Origin of the sequence: Streptomyces lincolnensis (assembly GCF_021173675.1) — a bacterium.
Taxonomy (GTDB): Bacteria; Actinomycetota; Actinomycetes; order Streptomycetales; family Streptomycetaceae; genus Streptomyces; species Streptomyces lincolnensis_B.
This window is the reverse complement of sequence record NZ_JAIHON010000014.1, coordinates 55,517-76,450: the sequence shown is the minus strand read 5'-3', so window position 1 is coordinate 76,450 and position 20,934 is coordinate 55,517. Positions and strand designations below refer to the sequence as shown.

At 72.1% G+C, this 20,934-nt stretch carries 16 protein-coding genes; 5 read left to right on the top strand and 11 right to left on the bottom strand.

Annotation, left to right across the window (positions count from 1 at the left end; translation table 11 throughout):
- Positions 1 to 12 precede the first annotated feature (12 nt).
- From K4B79_RS35925 to K4B79_RS35910, 4 genes are all read right to left on the bottom strand, one after another.
- Positions 13 to 1,422: a M28 family metallopeptidase gene (locus K4B79_RS35925; protein ID WP_232031620.1), complete on the bottom strand. Its 1,410-nt coding sequence runs from the start codon at positions 1,420 to 1,422 to the stop codon at positions 13 to 15.
- A 92-nt stretch (positions 1,423 to 1,514) separates the two neighbouring features.
- Positions 1,515 to 3,605 carry a serine/threonine-protein kinase gene (locus K4B79_RS35920; protein WP_232031619.1) on the bottom strand — a complete coding sequence of 697 codons (2,091 nt, stop codon included), beginning with the start codon at positions 3,603 to 3,605 and terminating at the stop codon, positions 1,515 to 1,517.
- An 84-nt stretch (positions 3,606 to 3,689) separates the two neighbouring features.
- A complete protein-coding gene (locus K4B79_RS35915; protein WP_232031618.1) occupies positions 3,690 to 4,151 on the bottom strand; it encodes a MarR family winged helix-turn-helix transcriptional regulator in 462 nt (153 codons plus the stop codon).
- Entirely contained in the window at positions 4,148 to 4,759 is a 612-nt protein-coding gene (locus K4B79_RS35910) for a type 1 glutamine amidotransferase family protein (protein WP_232031617.1), read from the bottom strand. The genes K4B79_RS35915 and K4B79_RS35910 overlap by 4 nt, the downstream gene beginning before the upstream one ends.
- 184 nt (positions 4,760 to 4,943) lie before the next feature.
- Here K4B79_RS35910 and K4B79_RS35905 point away from each other — a divergent pair, with 184 nt between their 5' ends.
- From K4B79_RS35905 to K4B79_RS35895, 3 genes are all read left to right on the top strand, one after another.
- A complete protein-coding gene (locus K4B79_RS35905; protein WP_232031616.1) occupies positions 4,944 to 6,299 on the top strand; it encodes an aspartate aminotransferase family protein in 1,356 nt (451 codons plus the stop codon).
- Positions 6,300 to 6,453: 154 nt separating this feature from the next.
- A complete protein-coding gene (locus K4B79_RS35900) occupies positions 6,454 to 7,155 on the top strand; it encodes a GntR family transcriptional regulator (RefSeq protein WP_232031615.1) in 702 nt (233 codons plus the stop codon).
- A gap of 154 nt (positions 7,156 to 7,309) precedes the next feature.
- The gene (locus K4B79_RS35895; RefSeq protein ID WP_232031614.1) at positions 7,310 to 7,960 is read left to right on the top strand and encodes a hypothetical protein; all 651 of its coding nucleotides are present in this window, start codon (positions 7,310 to 7,312) and stop codon (positions 7,958 to 7,960) included.
- A gap of 6 nt (positions 7,961 to 7,966) precedes the next feature.
- Here K4B79_RS35895 and K4B79_RS35890 read toward each other — a convergent pair whose 3' ends face one another.
- The 4 genes from K4B79_RS35890 to K4B79_RS35875 form a co-directional block, all read right to left on the bottom strand.
- The gene (locus tag K4B79_RS35890; protein ID WP_232031613.1) at positions 7,967 to 8,260 is read right to left on the bottom strand and encodes a hypothetical protein; all 294 of its coding nucleotides are present in this window, start codon (positions 8,258 to 8,260) and stop codon (positions 7,967 to 7,969) included.
- 116 nt (positions 8,261 to 8,376) lie between these two features.
- Positions 8,377 to 8,706, bottom strand: a complete 330-nt coding sequence (locus tag K4B79_RS35885; protein WP_232031612.1) for a hypothetical protein — start codon at positions 8,704 to 8,706, stop codon at positions 8,377 to 8,379.
- Between the two features lie 98 nt (positions 8,707 to 8,804).
- Positions 8,805 to 10,607 (bottom strand): bifunctional metallophosphatase/5'-nucleotidase, encoded by a 1,803-nt coding sequence (locus K4B79_RS35880; protein ID WP_232031611.1) that lies wholly within the window; start codon positions 10,605 to 10,607, stop codon positions 8,805 to 8,807.
- A 149-nt stretch (positions 10,608 to 10,756) separates the two neighbouring features.
- Complete coding sequence (locus tag K4B79_RS35875; RefSeq protein ID WP_232031610.1) at positions 10,757 to 12,040, bottom strand: adenylosuccinate synthase; 1,284 nt, start codon at positions 12,038 to 12,040, stop codon at positions 10,757 to 10,759.
- Between the two features lie 218 nt (positions 12,041 to 12,258).
- On the opposite strand from K4B79_RS35875, the gene K4B79_RS35870 reads away from it, so the two are divergent.
- Complete coding sequence (locus K4B79_RS35870; protein ID WP_232031609.1) at positions 12,259 to 13,119, top strand: diacylglycerol kinase family protein; 861 nt, start codon at positions 12,259 to 12,261, stop codon at positions 13,117 to 13,119.
- Positions 13,120 to 13,211: 92 nt separating this feature from the next.
- On the opposite strand, the gene eutC is transcribed toward K4B79_RS35870, so the two are convergent.
- Together eutC and K4B79_RS35860 are read right to left on the bottom strand one after the other, a co-directional pair.
- Entirely contained in the window at positions 13,212 to 13,964 is a 753-nt protein-coding gene (gene eutC, locus K4B79_RS35865) for an ethanolamine ammonia-lyase subunit EutC (RefSeq protein ID WP_232031608.1), read from the bottom strand.
- Positions 13,961 to 15,352: an ethanolamine ammonia-lyase subunit EutB gene (locus K4B79_RS35860; RefSeq protein WP_232031607.1), complete on the bottom strand. Its 1,392-nt coding sequence runs from the start codon at positions 15,350 to 15,352 to the stop codon at positions 13,961 to 13,963. Before K4B79_RS35860 ends, eutC begins: the two co-directional genes overlap by 4 nt.
- A gap of 162 nt (positions 15,353 to 15,514) precedes the next feature.
- Between K4B79_RS35860 and K4B79_RS35855 the strand changes: the two genes are divergently transcribed.
- A complete protein-coding gene (locus tag K4B79_RS35855; RefSeq protein WP_232031606.1) occupies positions 15,515 to 17,026 on the top strand; it encodes an APC family permease in 1,512 nt (503 codons plus the stop codon).
- A gap of 46 nt (positions 17,027 to 17,072) precedes the next feature.
- Here K4B79_RS35855 and K4B79_RS35850 read toward each other — a convergent pair whose 3' ends face one another.
- Entirely contained in the window at positions 17,073 to 20,924 is a 3,852-nt protein-coding gene (locus K4B79_RS35850) for a CHAT domain-containing tetratricopeptide repeat protein (RefSeq protein ID WP_232031605.1), read from the bottom strand.
- Positions 20,925 to 20,934 lie beyond the last annotated feature (10 nt).

Below are 20,934 nucleotides of genomic sequence, written 5' to 3'. Positions count from 1 at the left end.
ACGGCACAAGCGTCACGCCTGGGGATCCGGGAAGGCCACCGGGCTGCGCAGCCCGGCCCGGTTCACCGCCCGGACCCCGAAGAAGACGTTGTCCTTGGACAGGTCGATCTCGTACGTCGTCACGTCACCGGCGTCGACGACATGGGTCCACTCCGCTGCCGTCGTCTCGCGCCAGACGACCTCGTAGCCGGTGAGGTCGGGTTCCGTGCCCCGGGTCCACACCAGCCGGGTGGCGTTGGTGAGGGTGGAGGTGACGATCTTCGCGCCGCGCGGGGTGCCGGGGGCCTGGGCCAGGGTCCACAGGGTCGCCGCGTTGACGCGGGCCACCCGGGCGATGAAGTCGTAGTCGCAGAACTCGGGCAGGTCACCGTACTGCTTGCCGGTCTCGTCGACCCGTACGTCCTGGTGCTGGTGGGCGAAGTCCTCGGCGGGCTCGGTGAAGCGGGCGGCGGGGTAGCCGCGTTCGAGGAAGGGGATGTGGTCGCCGCCGCGGCGGTAGCGGTCGCGGCGGTGGATCACGCGGACGCGCATGCGGGTGGCGTCGTTGTCGGCCACGTCCCGGACGAACCGGGCCAGTTGGCGGCTCACGGAGTCGTTCTCGCCGCCCACCGAGCGGCGGATCGCGGCCTGTTCCGGGGTCTCCGAGGAGGGCACGCCCTCGGCGAACAGCCGGATGGTGTACGGGTCGAGCGTGCCGTCGTCCGCCTTCGCGCTGCCGACGATGTCGTTGGTGAACATCCCCTGGACGTCCGCGCCGGCCGCCTTGAACTGCTGGGCCATGTACGCCGACCCGTACAGGCCCTGCTCCTCCCCCGCCACCGCCGCGAACACGATGGTCGACGCGGGACGGCGTGTGGCCATCACCCGGGCCAGTTCCAGGGCGACGGCCACGCCCGAGGCGTCGTCGTCCGCGCCCGGGGAGTCGGAGGTGGCGTCCATGACGTCGGTGACGCGGGAGTCGTAGTGCCCGGAGACGACGTAGATCCGCTCCGGGGTGACCGATCCGCGCAGGGTCGCGAGGACGTTGGTGATGCGGGTCGCGGTCGGGACGCGCGGGGCCGGTTCCTGGACGTACGACTGGAGTTCGGCCGTCATCCGGCCGCCGGAGGCCGCCGCGTACGAGCGCAGCTCGGACAGCAGCCAGTCGCGGGCCGCGCCGATGCCGCGGGCCGGGTCGTCCTGGACCGAGAGGGTGTGACGGGTGCCGAAGGAGACGAGCTTGCGGACGGTCGCCTCGATGCGGGCCGGGTCGATCTCGCGCAGGAGCGCGCGGAGTTCGCGGGTCGGGGGCTGGGCGGTCGCCGGTGGGCCCGGTGGGCGGGGGCCCGGCGGGGCCGCCTCCGCCGCGGTGGGGGCGCCGAGGACGACACCACCGGCCGCCGTCGCGGTCAGGACCGTTCTTCTGGTGGGGCTGGGACTCATGCGTCCTCCCGGGGCCGTCGATGCCTGCCGACCCTGCGATGGTCGTGCACACGACAGCGGGGGGCAAGGGCGCGCCCCTGCCCCTGTCCCGCTCACCTGCGGGTGTACGTCAGCCTCTCGTCCGTGCTGCTGTTCACGCGCTCCAGACTGCCGTCGGGCAGCAGGGTGATCTCCGTGGCCGCGCCCGGCGTGCAGGACGTGCGCGGCTCACCGCTCGTCACCGTCGACGGGCCGATCCGCAACGGGCCGTCCCCGTCCGGCGCTTCGGCCAGGTCGGCCTGGAACACACAGTGATAGCTGTCGTTCCCGGTGTTGCCCTCCGCGACGAGGGACAGCACCGTGTCGCCCGTCTCGCCCTGCTGGATGGTCAGTTCGCGGGTGTGGTGGCCGTCGGCGTTGTCGATCGTGGTGGTCCAGGTGCCGAGGTAGCCGGTCGGGATCGCGCCGTTCGCGGGGGCGGAGGCGGTCGCTCCCGTGGGTGTCGGCGAGGGCGGCTCCGGGGTGGTCGGCCCGGGGTTCGCCGACTCGGTGGCCGACACCGAGGGCGAGGGCCCGGCCTTCTCGCCGTCACCGGCGCCGTTCATCAGCGCGTACACCGAGCCACCGGCGGCGAGCGCGACCACGAGGGCCACGAGGACGAGCAGCGCGGTGGACCGGCCGTTCCTGCGGGGGTCCTGCGGGGCGGTGGGGCCATAGGGCGGGGTCGGGCCGTAGGGCGGCGTCGGTCCGTACGGCGGGGTCGGGCCGTACGGCGGGGTGGACCCGAGGCCGCCGTAGGCGTACGGCGACGGGGGGCCGGGGGCGGGAGCAGGGGCGGGGCCCTGGCGTCCGTAGGCCGAGGGCTGCGGGTGTTGTTGGGGGTAGCCGTAGGCGGGGTGGGCGGGGGCGCCCGGGCTCGGCGGGGACATCCGGTTTCCGTCCTGCCCCGTGACGACGGTGGGGAGGTGGTCCGTCCGGCCACTGCCGGGCCGACCCGGCGCGGGGGGACCCGGGGCCGGGTCGGGCGCGGCGCCCGTCGGGCTCTGCTGGGGCGCCGGGGACGAGGGGGTCCCCGGGAACGGGTCGCCGTCGGCGGCGGAGCCGTGCTCGGGGGGCGCTTCGTGGGCCGGGGCCGCGGCGGGACCATCCGGGCCAGGACCGTCACCGGAACCGGAAGCCCCGGCCGGGCCGGGGCCGTTGCCCGGGTCGCGGCCATCGATCCCGGAACCCGCGTCCGCGTCCGCGCCAGACCCGGAGCCCGCGCCCCCGCCCCGCACCGCCCCCTCCGGCTCCTCCGCGTCCAGCAACCGCACCGCGTGTCGGCCGAGTTGGGCCACCAGGGCGCTGGGGAGCCAGGGGTCGCGGGAGCGGCCGTCGGAGACGGTGTCGTCGGCGCCGATGCGGTCGAGGATGTGGTCGAGGGTGGGGCGGGAGTCCGGGGTCTTCTTCAGGCAGGCGCGGACGAGGTCGGCCATGCCCTCGGGGACGCCGTCGAGGTCGGGTTCCTCCTGGGCGATGCGGAACATCAGGGCGTGCACGCCGCTGTTGGCGGTGCCGAAGGGGAGCTTGCCGGTGGCGGCGTAGGCGAGGACGGAGCCGAGGCAGAAGACGTCGCAGGCCGGGGTGATCCGGTCGCCCCGCACCTGCTCGGGCGCCATGAAGCCCGGCGAGCCGACCAGCGCGCCGGTGCGGGTCAGCCCGCCGTCGGTCACGGTCTCCAGGGCCCGCGCGATACCGAAGTCGATGACGCGCGGCCCGTCGATGGTCACCAGCACGTTGGACGGCTTGAGGTCGCGGTGGACGATCCCGGCGGCGTGGATGTCCTTGAGCGCGCTCGCCAGCCCCGCCGCGAGGATCCGTACCGACCGCTCGGGCAGCGCCCCGTGGTCGTGGCCGACGACCTGCTGGAGGCTGGGCCCGGCGACATACCCGGTGGCCACCCACGGCACCGCGGCCTCGGTGTCCGCGTCGAGCACGGGGGCCGTCCAGTACCCGCCGACCTGCCGGGCGGCCCGCACCTCCTGGCGGAACCGCGCCCGGAACTCGTCCTGCGCGGCCAGTTCCTCCCGTACGAGCTTGACGGCGACCGTGCGCCCCCGGTCGGAGCGGGCGACGTACACCTGCCCCATGCCGCCGGCGCCGAGCCGCGCCAACAGGCGGTACGAGCCGATCCGTTGTGGATCCCCGGATCCCAGTTTCTCCATCGTGGCGCCGCCTTCCCCCCGAGCCGCGCATGAGCGACAGACCGAGGATAGTGCGGGGTCATGCCCCGGTGAGCTGGGCTTCGTCTACGGTTCCGTAACAGGGAGGCCCACCTGTTCGAGGGCCTTGGACAGCCGTTCCAGCACCCGTACCGCGTCCGCGAGGCCGGCCTCGTCGCCGTAGGCCTCGGCCAGGCGGTCGGCGAAGGCGGCGTGCCCCGGGGTGATCCGGTCGACGGCCGCGAGGCCCTCCCGCGTCGGCGCGAGGAGTTTGGCGCGGCGGTGGGCGGGGTTGGGCCGGTACTCGGCGAGCCCCTTGGCCACCAGCAGGTCGGCGACGCGCTGCACGCTCTGCCGGGTGATGCCCATCGCGCGCGCGATCCCGGAGACCGGCAGCGGCTCCTTCAGCACCGCGCCGAGCACCTGCCACCAGGCCGCGGTCAGCCCGGCCGGGCGGGCCAGCTCCTCGGCGACGGCGAGGAACTGGCCGTTGAGCCGGAAGACCCCGAGCGCGCTGCCGCTGAGCAGTTCCTGTCGCTCCCGGCTCACAGCGCCCCGGCCTTCTCCAGTACGGCGTACGCCTCCAGGTCGGAGTCGTGGAAGAGCCGGTACCAGGCGTCCAGCACCTCGCCCTCGTGGACCCCGAGGAGTCCGAGGACCTCCCGCGCGAAGGCCACGGGCTCGGTCGGGCCGGCGGTGATCAGCCCGCGGTCGGTGACGGCGTCCGCGTCGACGTACCGCTCGCCGCCGCCGTACCCGGTCGCGGCGAGATAGAAGGACACCGCGCTGGTGTGGTCCCGGTCGTCGAGCAGCCCCTCGCGCGCGAGCCCGGCGGTGGCCCCGCAGATCGCGGCGACGGGCACCCCGGCGTCGAGGAACTCACGCGCCTTGCGGGCGAAGGGGGCGAGGTCGTCGGAAGCGTCCCAGAGGTCGGCGCCCGGCAGGATCAGCAGCGCGCTGTCCTCGGGCCGTACGTCGTCCAGGGCCAGGTCCGGCAGGACACGCAGGCCGCCGACGCTGCGGACCGGCTCCGCCGAGGGGCCGACCGTACGGATCCCGTGGCCGGCGCGGGCGAGGTGCGCGGTGGCGTGTCCCGTCTCCCAGTCGGCGTAGGTGTCGTAGACGGCGTGGTGCACGGGCTTGCGACCGCTGCTCATGACTTCTCTCCTCCAGCTGCCGTTCTCGCTACCGTTTACCAATATGACAGAATGCTGTCACTAATGCAGCATGCTGTCAATGGCTCGGGCGTCGGCAGTGCTCGACAACCTGTCGCGGATCCCCCCGTCCCACAGACAGGACGCCGATTCCGCTTCCGTATCGCGGACATTTACGCTCGGGCGCATGACCCCTCAGCCAAATCCCGAGGTCGGCGCCGCCGTGAAGGCCGCGGACCGCGCGCATGTGTTCCACTCCTGGTCCGCGCAGGAGCTCATCGACCCGCTCGCCGTCGCCGGCGCGGAGGGGTCGTACTTCTGGGACTTCGACGGCAGGCGGTATCTCGACTTCACCAGTGGGCTCGTCTACACCAACATCGGCTACCAGCACCCGAAGGTCGTCGCCGCGATCCAGGAGCAGGCCGCGACGATGACGACCTTCGCGCCCGCGTTCGCGATCGAGGCGCGCTCGGAGGCGGCCCGGCTGATCGCCGAGCGGACGCCGGGGGACCTGGACAAGATCTTCTTCACCAACGGCGGTGCCGACGCCGTGGAGCACGCGGTGCGGATGGCCCGGCTGCACACGGGCCGCGCCAAGGTGCTGTCGGCGTACCGCTCCTATCACGGCGGCACCCAGCAGGCGGTCAACATCACCGGCGACCCGCGCCGCTGGGCCTCCGACGGTGCCACGGCCGGGGTCGTGCACTTCTGGGCGCCCTTCCTGTACCGGTCGCGGTTCTACGCCGAGACCGAGGAGCAGGAGTGCGCGCGGGCGCTGGAGCACCTGGAGACGACCATCGCCTTCGAGGGGCCGGGGACGATCGCCGCGATCGTCCTGGAGACCATCCCGGGCACCGCCGGGATCATGGTCCCGCCGCCCGGCTATCTCGCCGGCGTGCGGGAGATCTGCGACAAGTACGGGATCGTGTTCGTCCTGGACGAGGTCATGGCCGGGTTCGGGCGGACCGGTGAGTGGTTCGCGGCGGACCTGTTCGATGTGACGCCCGACCTGATGACCTTCGCCAAGGGCGTGAACTCGGGGTACGTGCCGCTCGGCGGGGTCGCGATCTCCGGGGCGATCGCGGAGACCTTCGCCAAGCGGCCCTACCCGGGCGGGCTGACGTACTCCGGTCACCCGCTGGCCTGCGCCGCCGCCGTGGCGACGATCAACGTGATGGCCGAGGAGGGCGTCGTCGACAACGCCAGGCACCTCGGGGCGACCGTCGTCGAACCGGCGCTGCGCGAGCTCGCCGAGCGGCACCCCTCGGTCGGCGAGGTGCGCGGTGTCGGCATGTTCTGGGCGATCGAGCTGGTGAAGAACCAGGAGACCCGGGAGCCGCTGGTGCCCTACAACGCGGCCGGGGAGGCGAACGCGGCCATGGCGGCCTTCGGGGCCGCCGCCAAGAAGCAGGGCCTGTGGCCGTTCATCAACATGAACCGGACCCATGTCGTCCCGCCGTGCAACGCGACCGAGGCGGAGCTGAAGGAAGGGCTGGCCGCCCTGGACACCGCGCTGACCGTGGCGGACGAGTACACCGTCTAGACAGCACGGCCGAGGGCCGGGGGCCGGGCGGCGGACACCGGCCCGGCCCGGGACATAACCACCAAGTACCGGCGCCACTCGAACGCGTAAGGTGGCGTGCTCGTAGACATATACGTGCACGCCACTCCATCGCGACGAGGGAGACGCCCCGACGATGCCCGCCAGCAGCGGCAACGGCGCCGTGACCCGCAGCACCCTGCGGCAGCAGATCGCCGACGCGCTTCGCGACGAGGTGCTGGCCGGGCGGCTCCAGGCCGGGCAGGAGTTCACCGTGAAGGAGATCGCCGAGCAGTACGGCGTCTCCGCGACACCGGTGCGCGAGGCGCTGGTCGACCTCTCGGCGCAGGGGCTGCTCGACGCCGACCAGCACCGCGGCTTCAGCGTGCACCGGTACACGGTCGAGGACTTCCGCGGCATGATCGAGGCGCGCAGCCTGGTGACCGAGGGGATGTTCCAGGCGCTGGACGACGGTCACAAGGGCTACCGCGATCTCGACGACCCCCGCACCGCGGCCGCCGCGGCCGGGGTACGGCGGCGGGGCGAGGAGGCGCGGCGCGCCGCGGCCGCCGGTGACCTCACCGTCCTGATCGGCTACGACCTGCGCTTCTGGCGCGAGTTGAACGCCCTCTTCGGCAACCCCTACCTCACCGACTTCCTGCACCGGATGCGGGTGCAGACCTGGGTGTGCACGGTGCAGCACCTGCGCGGGGTGACCGATCTGCGCGGCCGGCTGTGGTGCGGGCACTCGGAGCTGGTGGAGGCGCTCACCCGGCAGGACACGGTCACCGCGCGGACGGTGGTCGTCGGGTACAACAGCCACGCCCTGACCCTCATCGAACGGCTCGCGGCCGGGTGAGCGGGGCGGGTCCGGGTAAGGGATCTGCACAGGGCGCGGGGGCGGTCGGACCGGGTACTCCACAGGGGGAGCACACGGTGTGCCGCACCGATTACGCTGCCCTGACGACCGTACGACCACCGTCGTGCGCCGCGAGTGACCGAGGAGCTGTCTTTTGGCCTGTGACCTGTGGCTGGTGCCGCTCGTCGACGTGTTGTGCCACACGCCGGACAACCCGTTCGCCGAGGAACTCGCGCAATACAACAAGGTGCTCGCCGAGGCCGGGCTGCCGCCGGTGCCGGTGTACCAGTACATGCCGGGCCTGTCCGGCGACGTGGCCCCGGTGGCGGGCTTCGACTACGACGCGCTGCACTTCCTGCGCCGCGCGTACCTGTTGCAGGTGTGCGGTCTGCCCGTGACCCCGGTGGACGAACTGGGCGGCGACTACGAGCAGTTGCTGGAGATGTTCGAGACCACGGCCCAGCAGTCGCACCTGGTCTGGCACTACGACCACGCCGGCGCGTACGTCCCGGTCGACTTCCCGCATCCGCTCGCCGACGACGACCTCCTGGCGGGCGGCGGCCCGCTCGGCTCCTCCCAGTCCCTGCTGCGGGAACTGGAGTTCGTGGCCCCGTCGATCGGCATCGACCCGGCCAACCCCCCGGCCGCGCCCCAACCACCGCCGGCCCCCACGGAGTTGGAGGAGCCCGCCGTACCGGCACCGTACGACCCCAGCCCCTTCGCCCGGGAGCGTCATGTGTGGCTGGGCCTGCACGCGGCGGCGACGCGGAGTCTGGCGCAGGGCTCGATGATCATCTTCAGCTGAGACCGGTCACCGTCCGAGTTCCGTGAGGCCCTTCTGGAGGTCCTCGCGGTTCATCACCGGGGTGTAGGTGATCTTCGCGCCGAGGTGCATGAAGAACGGCTCGCTGATCACCGGCATCTGGGAGCTGTCCTGCATGTCGAAGACCAGATAGGCGGTGCGCAGACCGTTCTCGGAGGTGAAATAGGCGGCTTCGGGCTTGATCTGCTCCAGTGCCGACTGGAGCAGCTTGGGCAGGGTGCCGTTGCTGATGGCCTCGTTCGCCTTCTCGGTGTCCAGGGATGCCTTGAACAGTACGCGCATCGCACTCACCTTCTCCTCTTGCGGACGCATGCGTACAAATCCACCCTAAGCCCGCGGGGCGGTGGCCGTACTCCTGAGAGCACCGGCCGCCGCCCCGTCCCCCGTTCGACCGGCCGCTACTGGATGGACCAGCCGACGCTGCCGACGCCCGAGCTCAACGCGCCACAGGTGGCCCTGGACTCGCTGTACTGGCCCGGGTTCAGGGTGACCCAGTCGCCGTGCACGTCCGGGGCGAGGCCGCAGACGACCTCGACGCGGAACTGGACACTGCGGTCGGTGTTGTTGGTGCAGCCGGCGACGCCCATGTCCGGGTCGACGGCGTGGACCCAGCCCTGGCAGTCGACCGTGCCCGCCGCCGACGCCGGGGCGGCCAGCGCGCCGACCAGGCCCACCGCCGAGACCGCGGTCGCCAGACCGGTGGCGAGCATCTTCTTCCTACGGATCATTTTCGTGCCCCCGAGAGGTTCCGGTTTGCATGTGCTCACCTCAGTGAAGGGCACGGGGGACACCGCTGGTACCTGACATCTGTCAGGGTGCCGGGCGCTCAGAACACCGGCGTGCCGTCCTGGGTGAGCTTCCAGTTCGTGGCCGCGAAGTCCGCCGGGTTCAGGGAGCCCTTGGCGGTGACGTAGTCGATCATCAGCTGGCGGATCTCGTCGGTGGAGCTGTAGGCGATGTCGGCGGCCGCGATGTGCGGGTAGCCGGAGCCGCCGTTGGCCCGGTAGTTGTTGACGGCGACGACGAAGACCTGGTCGTCGGCGACCGGCTTGCCGTCGTGGGTGAGGTTCTTGATGCGCGAGCCCTCGGCCGCCGCGATGTCGATGTCGTACGAGACGCCCGCGGCGGTGTCGTACATGTAGTCCCAGAAGCTGTTGGCGTTGGTGAGGGTGGCGGTGTCGACCTTCGTGCCGGCCGGGACCTGGTGGTAGTACTTCGCCGCGTACTCCAGGTAGTCCTTGAGCTGGGCGCCGGTGAGCTTCTTGCCGTAGAGGGTGTTGTCGTAGATGTAGAGCCCGGCGATGTCCTTGATGGTGACGGAGCCCGCGGGGATGTCGGCCGTGCGGGAGAAGGGCGCGGCGACGGAGATCAGCGGCAGGGCGGCGTCGGAGGCGGACAGTCCGGCCTTGACCGAGTCCATCTGGACCTGGTGGATGAAGTCCATGATCGGGACGTCCTTCCAGCAGGAGTCCGCCGCGGAGAGGTCCTCGGCGCAGGTGCCGACGGCCGTGTTGACGTACTTCACCACCAGCTCGTGGTCGGCCTCCAGGAGCTTCCTGATCTCCGGGTCCTCGTCCACGGTGTTGGGGTTGAGGGTCTGGGCGGTCTTCCTCGTCACCTTCCACTGCCCGCGCACGAGTTCCAGCTCGAAGTCGAAGACGGTCAGGCGGTAGCCCCAGCAGTACGGCTCCGAGAGCAGCACCTCCTCGCCGGTCTCCGCGTTCTTCACGGTGTACGAGGGCACCTCGACGTGGGTGTGGCCGACCAGGATCGCGTCGATGCCGGGGACCTGCTCGGCGACGAGGTTCGAGGCGTTCTCGACGTACGGCAGTTCGTCGCCGTAGGAGGAACTGCCGTCCAGGCCCGAGTGGTCGGTCAGGAACACCACGTCACAGCCGAGCGCGCGCAGCCGGGGCACGTACTTCTTCGCCTGCTCGACCAGCCCCGGGAAGACCATCCTCCCGCTGACGTTGTCCTTGTCCCACAGGGCGATTCCGGGGTTGGTCAGGCCGAGGACACCGACCTTGATGTCGGGGGCGCCGGGGACGCAGATCCGCTTCACGGTGTACGGCTGGAAGGCGGGCTTCAGTGTCTTCGCGTCCAGCGCGTTCGCGCCGAGCAGCGGGAAGCGGCACTGGCTCTCGAACTTGCGGAGAGTGTCGATGCCGTAGTTGAACTCGTGGTTGCCGAGCGCGGCGGCGTCGTAGCGCATGTGGTTCATGGCCACGGCCATGGGGTGCTTCACCTTGTCGCCGATCGGGTCGACGCGGGCGAAGTAGTACGCCAGGGAGGTGCCCTGGATGATGTCGCCGGCGTCGACGAGCAGCACCCGCTCCTCGCCCTTCGCCTCCCGCTGCTGCTTGACGAGGGTGGCGACCCGGGCGACGCCGACGGAGTTGCCCTTGGCGTCGCTGTACGCCTTGTCCTGGTAGTAGTCCCAGTCGAAGACGTGGCTGTGCAGGTCGGTGGTGCCGAGGATGGAGAACGACCAGGTGCGCGGCCGGTGTCCGGGCGTGCGGTCGGCGGCCTGCGCGGGGCCCGCGGTGACGCTTCCCGCGACGGCGACGGCCGCGCCGGTGACGGCCGTTTTCTGCACGAAGGCGCGTCGGTTCATGGACGGGACGGGCATGAGGGCTCCTGGGAGGCGGGGTGGGCTGGCGTACCGTGCGGGACTACCCGCGTAGATGGTTGCCTTCCGCTACCGCCTCCGGAACCAGGAACAGACCATGGGCCGGTCAAGGAAGTCCAAGACCGGCCCACGCGAGGGTTCCGCCGTCCCTACAGGAACGAGTTGATCTCGATCGTCTCGTCGCGGCCCGGGCCCACGCCGATCGCGGAGATCGGGGCGCCGGACATCTCCTCCAGCGCCTTGACGTAGCTCTGGGCGTTCTTCGGGAGGTCGGAGAAGGACTTGGCCTTGCTGATGTCCTCGCTCCAGCCGGGCAGCATCTCGTACACGGGCTTGGCGTGGTGGAAGTCCGACTGGGAGTAGGGGAGCTCCTCGACGCGCCTGCCGTCGATCTCGTAGGCCACACAGACCGGGATCTGCTCCCAGCCGGTGAGGACGTCGAGCTTGGTGAGGAAGAAGTCGGTCAGGCCGTTCACGCGGGTCGCGTAGCGGGCGATGACCGCGTCGAACCAGCCGCAGCGGCGGTCACGGCCGGTGGTGACGCCCCGCTCGCCGCCGATGCGGCGCAGCGCCTCGCCGTCCTCGTCGAACAGCTCGGTCGGGAAGGGGCCCGAGCCGACGCGGGTGGTGTACGCCTTCAGGATGCCGATGACCCGGCTGATCTTCGTCGGACCGACACCGGCGCCGGTGCAGGCACCGCCCGCCGTCGGGTTGGAGGAGGTGACGAAGGGGTACGTGCCGTGGTCGATGTCCAGGAGCGTGCCCTGGCCGCCCTCGAACAGGACGACCTTGTCGTTCTCCAGGGCCTGGTTGAGGACCAGGACCGTGTCGGCGACGTACGGCTTCAGCTTGTCGGCGTAGGCCAGCAGTTCCTCGACCACCTGGTCCACGGCGATCGCGCGCCGGTTGTAGAGCTTGGTGAGGATCTGGTTCTTGACGTCGAGGGCCGCCTCCACCTTCTGGGTGAGGATCGACTCGTCGTAGAGGTCCTGGACGCGGATACCGACGCGGTTGATCTTGTCGGCGTACGTCGGGCCGATACCGCGACCGGTCGTGCCGATCTTCCGCTTTCCGAGGAAGCGTTCCGTCACCTTGTCCACCGTCACGTTGTACGGCGTGATGATGTGCGCGTTTCCGCTGATGAGGAGCTTGGAGGTGTCGACGCCTCGCTCGTTGAGTCCGTTCAGCTCGGAGAACAGGACCGACGGGTCGACGACGACTCCGTTACCGATGACCGGGGTACACCCCGGCGAGAGGATTCCGGAAGGGAGAAGGTGCAGGGCGTACTTCTGATCGCCCACGACCACCGTATGGCCGGCGTTGTTGCCGCCCTGGTAGCGCACCACATAGTCAACCGAGCCACCGAGCAGGTCGGTCGCCTTTCCCTTGCCTTCGTCACCCCACTGAGCACCGAGCAGCACAAGTGCGGGCACGCGCGTACACCCCTTCCGGGCGGGGCATGTCCAAGGTCAGAGGCGTACGCGACACGGCCCTGTGCCTCGTACACCGGCGACCCTCTTCGGCCACCGACGGCCGTCGTCGGCCGCGACCCGTCGGACCCGGATGCCCCGGAATAGACGAAGCCCCTGGCGCAATAGCGCAAGGGGCTCTTGCACAAAGATGCTACCCGAGGAAGCGAGGCAGGACCGAGGTGGCGACTTTCGCGACGGCCGACCAGTTGCTCGTGGTGATCGATCCGGTCGCCCTCAGGACGGACGGGGAGTCCGTACGCATCGCGAAAGACGTGCTCAGCGCGGGTGCGGCGAGTACGAAGGTGTGCCTGCCGGAGGATCCGGAGGAGTTCGCCCGGGCGCTGGCCCGGCGGGGTTCGCGGCGGCCCGTCGTCATCGGTGACGACCGCGCGCTGCTGCGCGCGGTGTCGCTGCTGCACCGCCGGCGGGAACTGGCCGGATGTGCGCTGTCGATGGTCCCGGTGGGCGGTTCGCTGTCGCTGGCCCGGTCGCTCGGGGTGCCCATAGGGGCGGTGGCGGCCGCGCGGGCCGTCCTGGAGGGCGCCGAGCGGCGGCTCGACCTGCTCGTCGACGACAGCGACGGGGTGGTGCTGGGGGCGCTGCGGATCCCGCCGCTCACGCCTCCGGCGGACCCCGGGGAGGCGGTGTCCGGGGGCGAGGGCGCGCGGCCCTGGCTGCGGACCTGCCAGTCCCTCGTACGCACCCTCGTGCCCCCGCGGCCCTCCCGCGCCGCCCCCGCCCCGCCCACGCCCGGGCACTCCCGGCTGCGGGTCGAGGTGGACGGCGACACCCTCGTCGACCTGGACCAGCCCGTGGAGGCGGTGTCGGTGGTCCCGGGCGGCTCCGGCTCGGCGGCGGTGGAGGTACGGCCACTCTCGGTCGGCGCGGAGGCCGCCCCACTGCTGGCCCGGGGACGCCGGGTGACCGTATCGGGCGCGGACTTCCGCTACCGGGCGGACTCGGCGGTCTCCGGCCCGGTACGGCGACGGACGTGGACGGTGTGGGAGGGGGCGCTGGGGTTGACGTTGCCGCGGGGGTGAGCGGGAAGGGGGAAGCCGTGAGGAGGGAGGGGCTGCCGTGAGGAGAGACCGTCGGCCGCCGTCGGGACGGGCCGCCGATCCCCGGTTCCGGGCTAGCCCGGCAGCGCACCCGTGTCGTCCTTCAGCTCCACCCCGCTGCGCCCCAGCTCCCGGGCCCGGTCCAGCAGTGTGGCCAGCTTGGTTGCGGCCGTTTCGTAGGTCAGGCCGAGTGGGGGGCGGATGTTGGAGAGGCAGTTGCGGTCGGCGTCGGTGGTGACGCCGGGGTGCGGGTCGTGGGTGAGGTAGGCGCCGAGGGAGTCGGCGGCGGACATGCCGGGGCGTTCGCCGACGAGGACGACGACGGCCGTGGCGCCCATGGCGTGGGCGATGTCGTCGCCGAGGGCCACGCGGGCCTGCTCGGCGAGGACGACGGGGGCGATCCGCCAGGTGTCGGCCAGGCGGGCGGCGGTCGCGTGGACCATCGCCGCCGCGTGCTCGTGGACCGCCCGGCTGGAGAGGCCGTCGGCGATCACGAAGACCACGTCCCACTCACCCAAGGGCAGATGCGAGCGGTCGATGGGGTGCAGGCGGCGGCCGAGGTCGGGGCGCTGGAGGTAGGTCAGCCGGTCGGGGGCGGCGCTGCGCACCCGCACCGTCGGCGTGCCGGTGAGCGCGGCGGCGACGGTGTCCGGGGCGAAGGGCGCGTGCACGGCGTCCCGGGCCGCCGCGTGCGCGGCCTGGAGTTCCAGCCGGTGCCGGGTGGGCAGCGCGGCGCCCGCCCGGCCGAGGCCGATCCTGGCCTGGGTGTGCCGGCGCAGGGCCGGCCAGAGGGCCGGGTCGCCGCCGTGAACGGGGAGGTGGGTCATGCGGCCAGATCCCTTCCGATCGCCGTGAGCGGGTGGGCCTCTGAGGAGATCTCGCGGATCTGGCCGCCCTCGTCCAGCAGCCCGATCGAGGCGAGCCACGCCTCGAACTCCGGTGCCGGGCGCAGCCCGAGGACCTCCCGCAGGTACAACGCGTCGTGGTACGAGGCCGACTGGTAGTTGAGCATGATGTCGTCGCCGCCGGGCGTGCAGATGACGAAGGAGGCGCCGGCGACGCCGAGCATGGTGAGCATGGTCGCCACGTCGTCGTCATCGGCGTCCGCGTGGTTGGTGTAGCAGATGTCCAGGCCCATGGGCAGGCCGAGCAGCTTGCCGCAGAAGTGGTCCTCCAGGGCGGCGCGGAGGATCTGCCGGCCGTCGTAGAGGTACTCCGGGCCGATGAAGCCGACGACCGTGTTCACCAGCAGCGGGTCGTAGCGGCGGGCGACCGCGTACGCCCGTGCCTCCACCGTCTGCTGGTCCACGCCGTGGTGGGCGTCGGCGGAGAGGGCGCTGCCCTGGCCGGTCTCGAAGTACATGACGTTGCGGCCGACTGTGCCGCGGTCCAGCGAAAGGGCCGCCTCGTACGCCTCGTCGAGCAGGCCGAGCGTGACGCCGAAGGAGGCGTTGGCCGCCTGTGTCCCGGCGACGGACTGGAAGACGAGGTCGACGGGGGCGCCGCGCTCCATCAGGTCCACGCTGGTCGTGACGTGGCACAGCACGCAGGACTGGGTGGGGATCGCGTAGCGCCGGATCACGCCGTCGAGCAGCTCCAGCAGGTCCCGTACCGCCCGGGGGCTGTCGGTGGCCGGGTTGATGCCGATCACCGCGTCGCCGGAGCCGAGCAGCAGCCCGTCGAGGAGGGCCGCGGCCACGCCCGCCGGGTCGTCGGTCGGGTGGTTGGGCTGGAGCCGGGTCGCGAGCCGTCCCGGCAGGCCGATGGTGGAGCGGAACGCGGTCACCACGCGCACCTTGCGGGCGACGGCGACCAGGTCGGCGTTGCCCATCAGCTTGGAGACCGCCGCCACCATCTCGGGCGTGAGCCCGGGCGCCAGCGCGGCCAGCGTCGCGGCGTCGGCCCGCTCGGACAGCAGCCACTCCCGGAACTCGCCGACGGTCAGCCCGGCCACCGGCGCGAAGGCCTCGGTGTCGTGGCCGTCGAGGATGAGCCGGGTGACGTCGTCGCTCTCGTACGGGATCAGCGGCTCGGTGAGGAAGGCCGTGAGCGGGACTTCCGCCAGCGCCCAGCGCGCCGCCACCCGTTCCTGGGCGCTGCGGGCCGCGAGTCCGGCCAGCCGGTCGCCGGAGCGCTCGGGGCTCGCGGCGGCGAGCAGGCGGGCGAGGTTCTCGAAGCGGTGGCGGTGGCCGCCGAGGACGGACGTGTAACTCATGACGGCGACCGTACGAGCCGGGTGTTGCGACCAGATTTCTAAAGGTCTGGTTGACAAATATTTAACGTACCGAGACTCTTGCCCGACTCATTCGGCCGACAGAGTTCCGGTGCCGTGCAGCACCGCGTGCGGCAACGGACCACCAGGAGAGGAGCCGGCCCGATGGCAGTGGACGAGGGAGTCGCCCCGGCGGCGGGAACAGATGCGGACGAGACCGTCCACCGGCTCAAGCCCAACGCCGTGGGCCTGCTCGGGGTGGTCTTCATGGCCGTCGCGACCGCCGCCCCGATCACCGCGATGACCGGCAACGTGCCCTTCATGGTGTCGTCGGGCAACGGCATCGGCGCCCCGGCGAGCTACCTCGTCGCAATGGTCGTCCTGGCAATCTTTTCCGTGGGCTTCACCTCGATGGCAAAGCACATCACCTCCACCGGCGCCTTCTACGGCTTCATCTCCTACGGTCTGGGCCGGACCGTGGGGCTCGCCTCGGGGATGCTCGCGACCTTCGCGTACGTCGTCTTCGAGCCGGCCCTGATCGGCATCTTCTCCACCTTCGCGACGACCACCCTCAAGGACCAGACCGGGACGCACATCCCGTGGTGGGCCTTCGCGATCCTGATGCTCGCCGTCAACGCGATGGGCACCTGGTTCGGTGTCTCGGTCGCCGAGAAGCTCCTCGTCGTCCTGCTCGCCACCGAGGTGACGATCCTCGCGGCGATGGCGATCTCGGTCGCCCTGCACGGCGGCGGCCCCGACGGCTTCACCTTCGGCCCGATCAACCCGGTCAACGCCTTCCAGGGCACCTCGGCGGGGCTCGGCCTGTTCTTCGCCTTCTGGTCGTGGGTCGGCTTCGAGTCGACCGCGATGTACGGCGAGGAGTCCCGCGACCCCAAGAAGATCATCCCCAAGGCGACGATGGTCTCCGTCCTGGGCGTCGGTGTCTTCTACGTCTTCGTCTCCTGGATGGCCATCACCGGCAACGGCGAGAAGGAAGCCGTCGCGGCCGCCTCCTCCGCCAACCCGCTCGCGATGTTCTTCAACCCCACCGAGCAGTACGTCGGCCACTGGGCGGTCGTCGTCATGCAGTGGCTGATGATCACCGGCTCGCTGGCCTGCGGCATGGCCTTCCACAACTGCGCCGCCCGCTACATGTACGCGCTGGGCCGCGAGGGTGTCCTGCCGTCCCTGAAGAAGACCGTCGGCCGCACCCACGAGCGGCACGGCTCCCCGCACATCGCGGGCCTGGTCCAGACAGTGGTGACGGCCGTCCTGCTGGCCGCGTTCTGGATCGCCGGCAAGGACCCCTACACCGGCACCTACGTCCTGCTCGCCATCCTCGGCACCATGGCCATCCTGGTCGTGCAGGCCGTCTGCTCCTTCGCCGTGCTGGCCTACTTCCGCTCCCACCACCCCGAGAGCCGCCACTGGTTCCGGACCTTCACCGCCCCGCTCGTCGGCGGCCTCGCCATGCTCGCGGTGGTGGTGCTCCTGGTCTCCAACATGGGGGTGGCGGCCGGCCCGGAGTCCGGCTCCCTGCTCCTGAAGGCGACCCCGTGGCTGGTCGCCCTGGTCGCGGGGACGGGCATCGGCTACGCCCAGTACCTCAAGCGGCGCGACCCGTCCCGGTACGCCCTGCTCGGGCGGACGGTGCTGGAGGAGACGAAGGAACGCTGAGCGCTCCGCCGGAAAAGGAACGCTCAGCGCTCCGCCGGAACCGGAGTCACGGGCCGCTGTGGATCAGTGACGCCCACAGGTGCGGCCGTTCGCGGTACTCGGTGCGCAGGTCCCGGACGACGCGGTGGAGCACGACCGCCGCCGCGTCGTCGGCGGACGGCGTGTGGGGCATCAGCCGGTAGAAGTGCTCGGCCGCGCCGGCCGCGACGCGGTCGTCCAGCGGCCACAGACTCGCGACGACGTGCCGGAACCCGGCCAGGTGGAACGCGGAGGCCAGGTGGATGGACTCGTCCGCGTGCCGCCAGCCGACGTGTCCCGTGGAGCACGCGGACAGATAGGCCAACTCGGCCTCGCGCAGGTCGCGGCGGCCGATCTCCCCGATGGACAGCACACCGTCGTGGAGGTGGAGCCCGCCCTCGGACGGCGCGTCGAGGTCGGTGCCGGCGTGACAGGCGAAGTGGGCCCAGCTCGCCCCCGAGAGCGCACCGGTCACCCGGGCGGCGGTGGCCTGCTCGTTGGTGAGCAGCGGCATGTCGGGATGGGCCGCGTGCAGGCTCGCCGCCTCGGCGGCGGTGGCCGGCAGGTCCGCCATGCCCGGGGTCCGGTCGAGGGCCACGGTGAGCCGGCGCAGGGCCGTCGCGGCCGGGCGTTCACGGGCCCGCGCCAGGGTGCGCAGGGTGGGCGTGTACGACGAGATCACCCGGTCGAGCGCCCCGGCCCGACCGGGATGCCCGGCCGCGTGCAGCGGCAGCAGTCCGAGGAGCCCGGTCGGCATCCACCACACGCGGGGCAGCACCCCGTCCTCCGGGCGGAGCCGGCGGTCGACCGCGTCGAGGACCGGCTCGACCGTCGTGTCCCACAGCCGGCCGAGCACCTCCGTCAGCACCCGTTGGCGGCGCAGCTCGCCGATGAACGAGCCGGCGTCGTGCGTGGCGTCCGTCAGCTCGGCGGCCCATGCCTCGACGTCGGCCAGGCGCAGGTCGGGCAGCGGCACCAGCAGCGGGGGCCCGTCGGCGGTGACGACGATGGCGTCGCAGCGCTGGAGACCGGCGTTGAGCAGCACGACCGCCCCGCCGGTGGCGGTCGGCCGCAGCTCGTCCCAGGTCGGCGGGAGCAGGAACCGTTCGAAGCCCGGCAGCCGGCGGATCTCCGCCAGTACGGCGTCGTGCTCGGCCCACATCCGGGTACGCCAGTCGACGACGTCGATCCCCCGGCCGCCTGGCGGGGCCATGGCCGGGGGATCGGGCGCGTTGAGGGCGTCGCGGACGTGGCTCAGCCGGCGGGCCAGTGCGGGGTGCTCGGCATCGAGGTCGGCGAGGGGTGTCCGCAGGGCCAGCCGGGACGCCAGCAGGACCGCCCGGCCCAGCTCACCGGCCTGGACGGCGCCGTCGGGATCGTCCAGGGCGCAGTGCACGGCGATCGTCTCGCCGACCAGTCCGCGGTTCGCGCCGAGGCGGTGCTCGTGGTCCGCCGCCGAGGTCTCGCGCGCCGCGACCAGGGGCAGCAGCTCCACCGCCGTGTCGAACAGCGAGCGGGCGGTGTGCGGTTCGTCCAGCACGTAGGCGAGCCGGCCGACCGCCCAGCAGGCGCGGAGCCGGTCGAACGGGGGCGATGTCGTGGCCGCGAGCGCGTCCTGCGCGAGCCGGGCGATGCGCGCCCGGTCGAGAGTGCCGTCGGTGTCCCACCGCCTCGTGCAGCAGACCGCGAGGAGGTAGATCCGCGAGGCCCGGCGCGGATGGTCGCCGGGGGTGGCCGCGAGCGCCCGTTCCGCGGCGTCGACGGCGCGGTCGAGGTCGGCCGGATCGCCGGTCCGCCGGAACCGCAGCCGGTGGGCGTGACCGAGGGAGGACAGATACCGCGCACGTTCCGGATGGTCGGCGGGGACGGTGGCGATCGTCTCCCGCGCCAGGTCGACGGCACGGTCGAGGTCGGCCGGATCGCCCGCGTGGAGGTACCGCTCCTGGAGGGTCTGCGCGAGGTTGAACCGGCGCAGCAGCCGGTCGGGATGGTCGGCGGGGGTGGCCGCGAGCGCCAGGAGCGCGAGATCGACGGCGTTGTCGAAGTCGGCCCCGCCGCTCCGCCGGGCCCGCGCGCTGTAGGCCGTCCCGAGGTTGGAGAGCCAGGTGGCCCGGCTCGGGTGGTCGTCCGGCGTGGCGGCCACGGCCTGCTCGTGACACTCGACGGCCCGGTCCAGGTCGTGCAGGCCGCCGCTGCGCTCGAACCGTTGGTGGAGGGCGGTGGCGAGGTTGTTCAGGCGCATCGCCCGGTCCGGGTGGTCGTCCGGTGTGGCCGCCACCGAGCGTCTGCCGACGTCGATGGCCGCGTCCAGGTCGGACATCTCCCCGGTGCGGATGAGCCGGGACCAGTGGGCGAAGGAGAGGTTGGACAGGTGCATCGCCCGGTCCGGGTGGTCGTCCGGCGTGGCGGCCACGGCCTGCTCGCGATACGCGACGGCACGGTGCAGATCGGCCACGTCCCCCAGCCCCTCGAACCGTCCCAGCAGGGCCCCCGCGAGGTTGGACAGGACCATCGCCCGCCCGGGATGGTCGGCGGGGGTGGCGGAGACCGCGCGTTCCAGGCTCCCGACGGCCCGGTGCATGTCGCCGGGGTCCCCCTTGCGGTCGAACCGCGCGTTGTACGCGGTGCCGAGGTTGGACAGGCGCTGGGCGAGATCCGGGCGGCCCGCGGGCGTGGCGGCCACGGCCTGCTCGTGATGCGCGACGGCGCGGTCCAGATCGGCCACGTCCCCCAGCCGCTCGAACCGCGTGTGACAGGCGATACCGAGGTTGGACAGGAACGTCGCGACCTCGCGGTGCCCCGGGGGCGCCGCGGCGACGGCACGGCCGAGGTGGCCGATGGCCCGGTCCAGGTCGGCCGTCTCCCCCAGCCGCTCGAACCGCGCGTGGTACGCCATGCCGAGGTTGGACAGATAGGTCACACCGTCGGGAGCCTCGTCCGGGGCGGCGGCCACCGCCCGTTCGTGGTGCGCGATGGCCCGGTCCAGGTCGGCCAGGCTCCCGGTCCGCTCGAAGCGTTCGTGGTAGGCGACGGCGAGGTTGGACATCGCGGTCACCCGGTACCGGTTGCCGGTGTCGGCGACGGCCTGTTCCCCGATCCCGATGGCGCGGTCCAGGTCCGCCGTACGGCCCGCCCGTCCGAACCGTGCCCAGTAGGCGGTGGCGAGGTTGGTCAGAATGGTCGCCCGGTGCGGGGAGTCGGCGGGAGTCGCGGCCAGTGCGCGCTCGCCGGCGTCGATGGCGCGCGCCAGGTCCGCGAGGTGCCCGGTCCCCTCGAACCGTCGCAGGTAGCCCATGGCGAGGTTGGCCAGGGTGTCCGGCAGGTGCGGGGCACCGGCGGGGGTGACGGTCAGCGCGTGCTCGCCGATGTCGATGGCGCGCGCCAGGTCCGCGAGGTGCCCGGCCCCTTCGAACCGCAGCAGGTGGCCCCCGGCGAGAGTGGACAGGGCGAATGCGATGTTCCCCTGGGTGCCGGGTGCGAGGCCGGCCCGTGCCGCGAACTCGACGACCCCGTCCAGGTCGCTCGGGTGCCCGGCCCGCTGGAACCGCAGGAGGTGGGTGGCGGCGAGGTTGCCCAGGATCAGCGCGGAGTTCGGGTCGCCGTCCTGGAGGGCCGCCACGGCCTGCCGCCCGATGCCGACCGACTGCTCGGCGTCGCTCTCGTGTCCCGCCAGCGCGTACAGCGCCCGGTGGCTCTCGGCGAGGTTGTACAGGCGGGTGGCCCGGTGGGGATGGTGAGGCGGAGTCAGGGCGAGGACGCCCTGGAACAAGGAGACACAGGTGCGCAGTTGGGCCGTGTCGCCGGACCGGGTGGCCCGGTCGAGAAGGTCGACCGCCTGCTGGTTCAGCAGCTCGGGATCGGGCCGGTGGTCGTAGGACATCGCCCGTGAG

What these genes read in the sequence shown, in the direction of transcription:
- K4B79_RS35925 (WP_232031620.1), bottom strand. Translation starts at nt 1,422, where the DNA reads ATGAGTCCCAGCCCCACCAGAAGAACGGTCCTGACCGCGACGGCGGCC.
- K4B79_RS35920 (WP_232031619.1), bottom strand. Translation starts at nt 3,605, where the DNA reads ATGGAGAAACTGGGATCCGGGGATCCACAACGGATCGGCTCGTACCGC.
- K4B79_RS35910 (WP_232031617.1), bottom strand. Translation starts at nt 4,759, where the DNA reads ATGAGCAGCGGTCGCAAGCCCGTGCACCACGCCGTCTACGACACCTAC.
- K4B79_RS35905 (WP_232031616.1), top strand. Translation starts at nt 4,944, where the DNA reads ATGACCCCTCAGCCAAATCCCGAGGTCGGCGCCGCCGTGAAGGCCGCG.
- K4B79_RS35900 (WP_232031615.1), top strand. Translation starts at nt 6,454, where the DNA reads ATGCCCGCCAGCAGCGGCAACGGCGCCGTGACCCGCAGCACCCTGCGG.
- K4B79_RS35890 (WP_232031613.1), bottom strand. Translation starts at nt 8,260, where the DNA reads ATGCGCGTACTGTTCAAGGCATCCCTGGACACCGAGAAGGCGAACGAG.
- K4B79_RS35885 (WP_232031612.1), bottom strand. Translation starts at nt 8,706, where the DNA reads ATGATCCGTAGGAAGAAGATGCTCGCCACCGGTCTGGCGACCGCGGTC.
- K4B79_RS35880 (WP_232031611.1), bottom strand. Translation starts at nt 10,607, where the DNA reads ATGCCCGTCCCGTCCATGAACCGACGCGCCTTCGTGCAGAAAACGGCC.
- eutC (WP_232031608.1), bottom strand. Translation starts at nt 13,964, where the DNA reads ATGACCCACCTCCCCGTTCACGGCGGCGACCCGGCCCTCTGGCCGGCC.
- K4B79_RS35860 (WP_232031607.1), bottom strand. Translation starts at nt 15,352, where the DNA reads ATGAGTTACACGTCCGTCCTCGGCGGCCACCGCCACCGCTTCGAGAAC.
- K4B79_RS35855 (WP_232031606.1), top strand. Translation starts at nt 15,515, where the DNA reads ATGGCAGTGGACGAGGGAGTCGCCCCGGCGGCGGGAACAGATGCGGAC.
- K4B79_RS35850 (WP_232031605.1), bottom strand. Translation starts at nt 20,924, where the DNA reads ATGTCCTACGACCACCGGCCCGATCCCGAGCTGCTGAACCAGCAGGCG.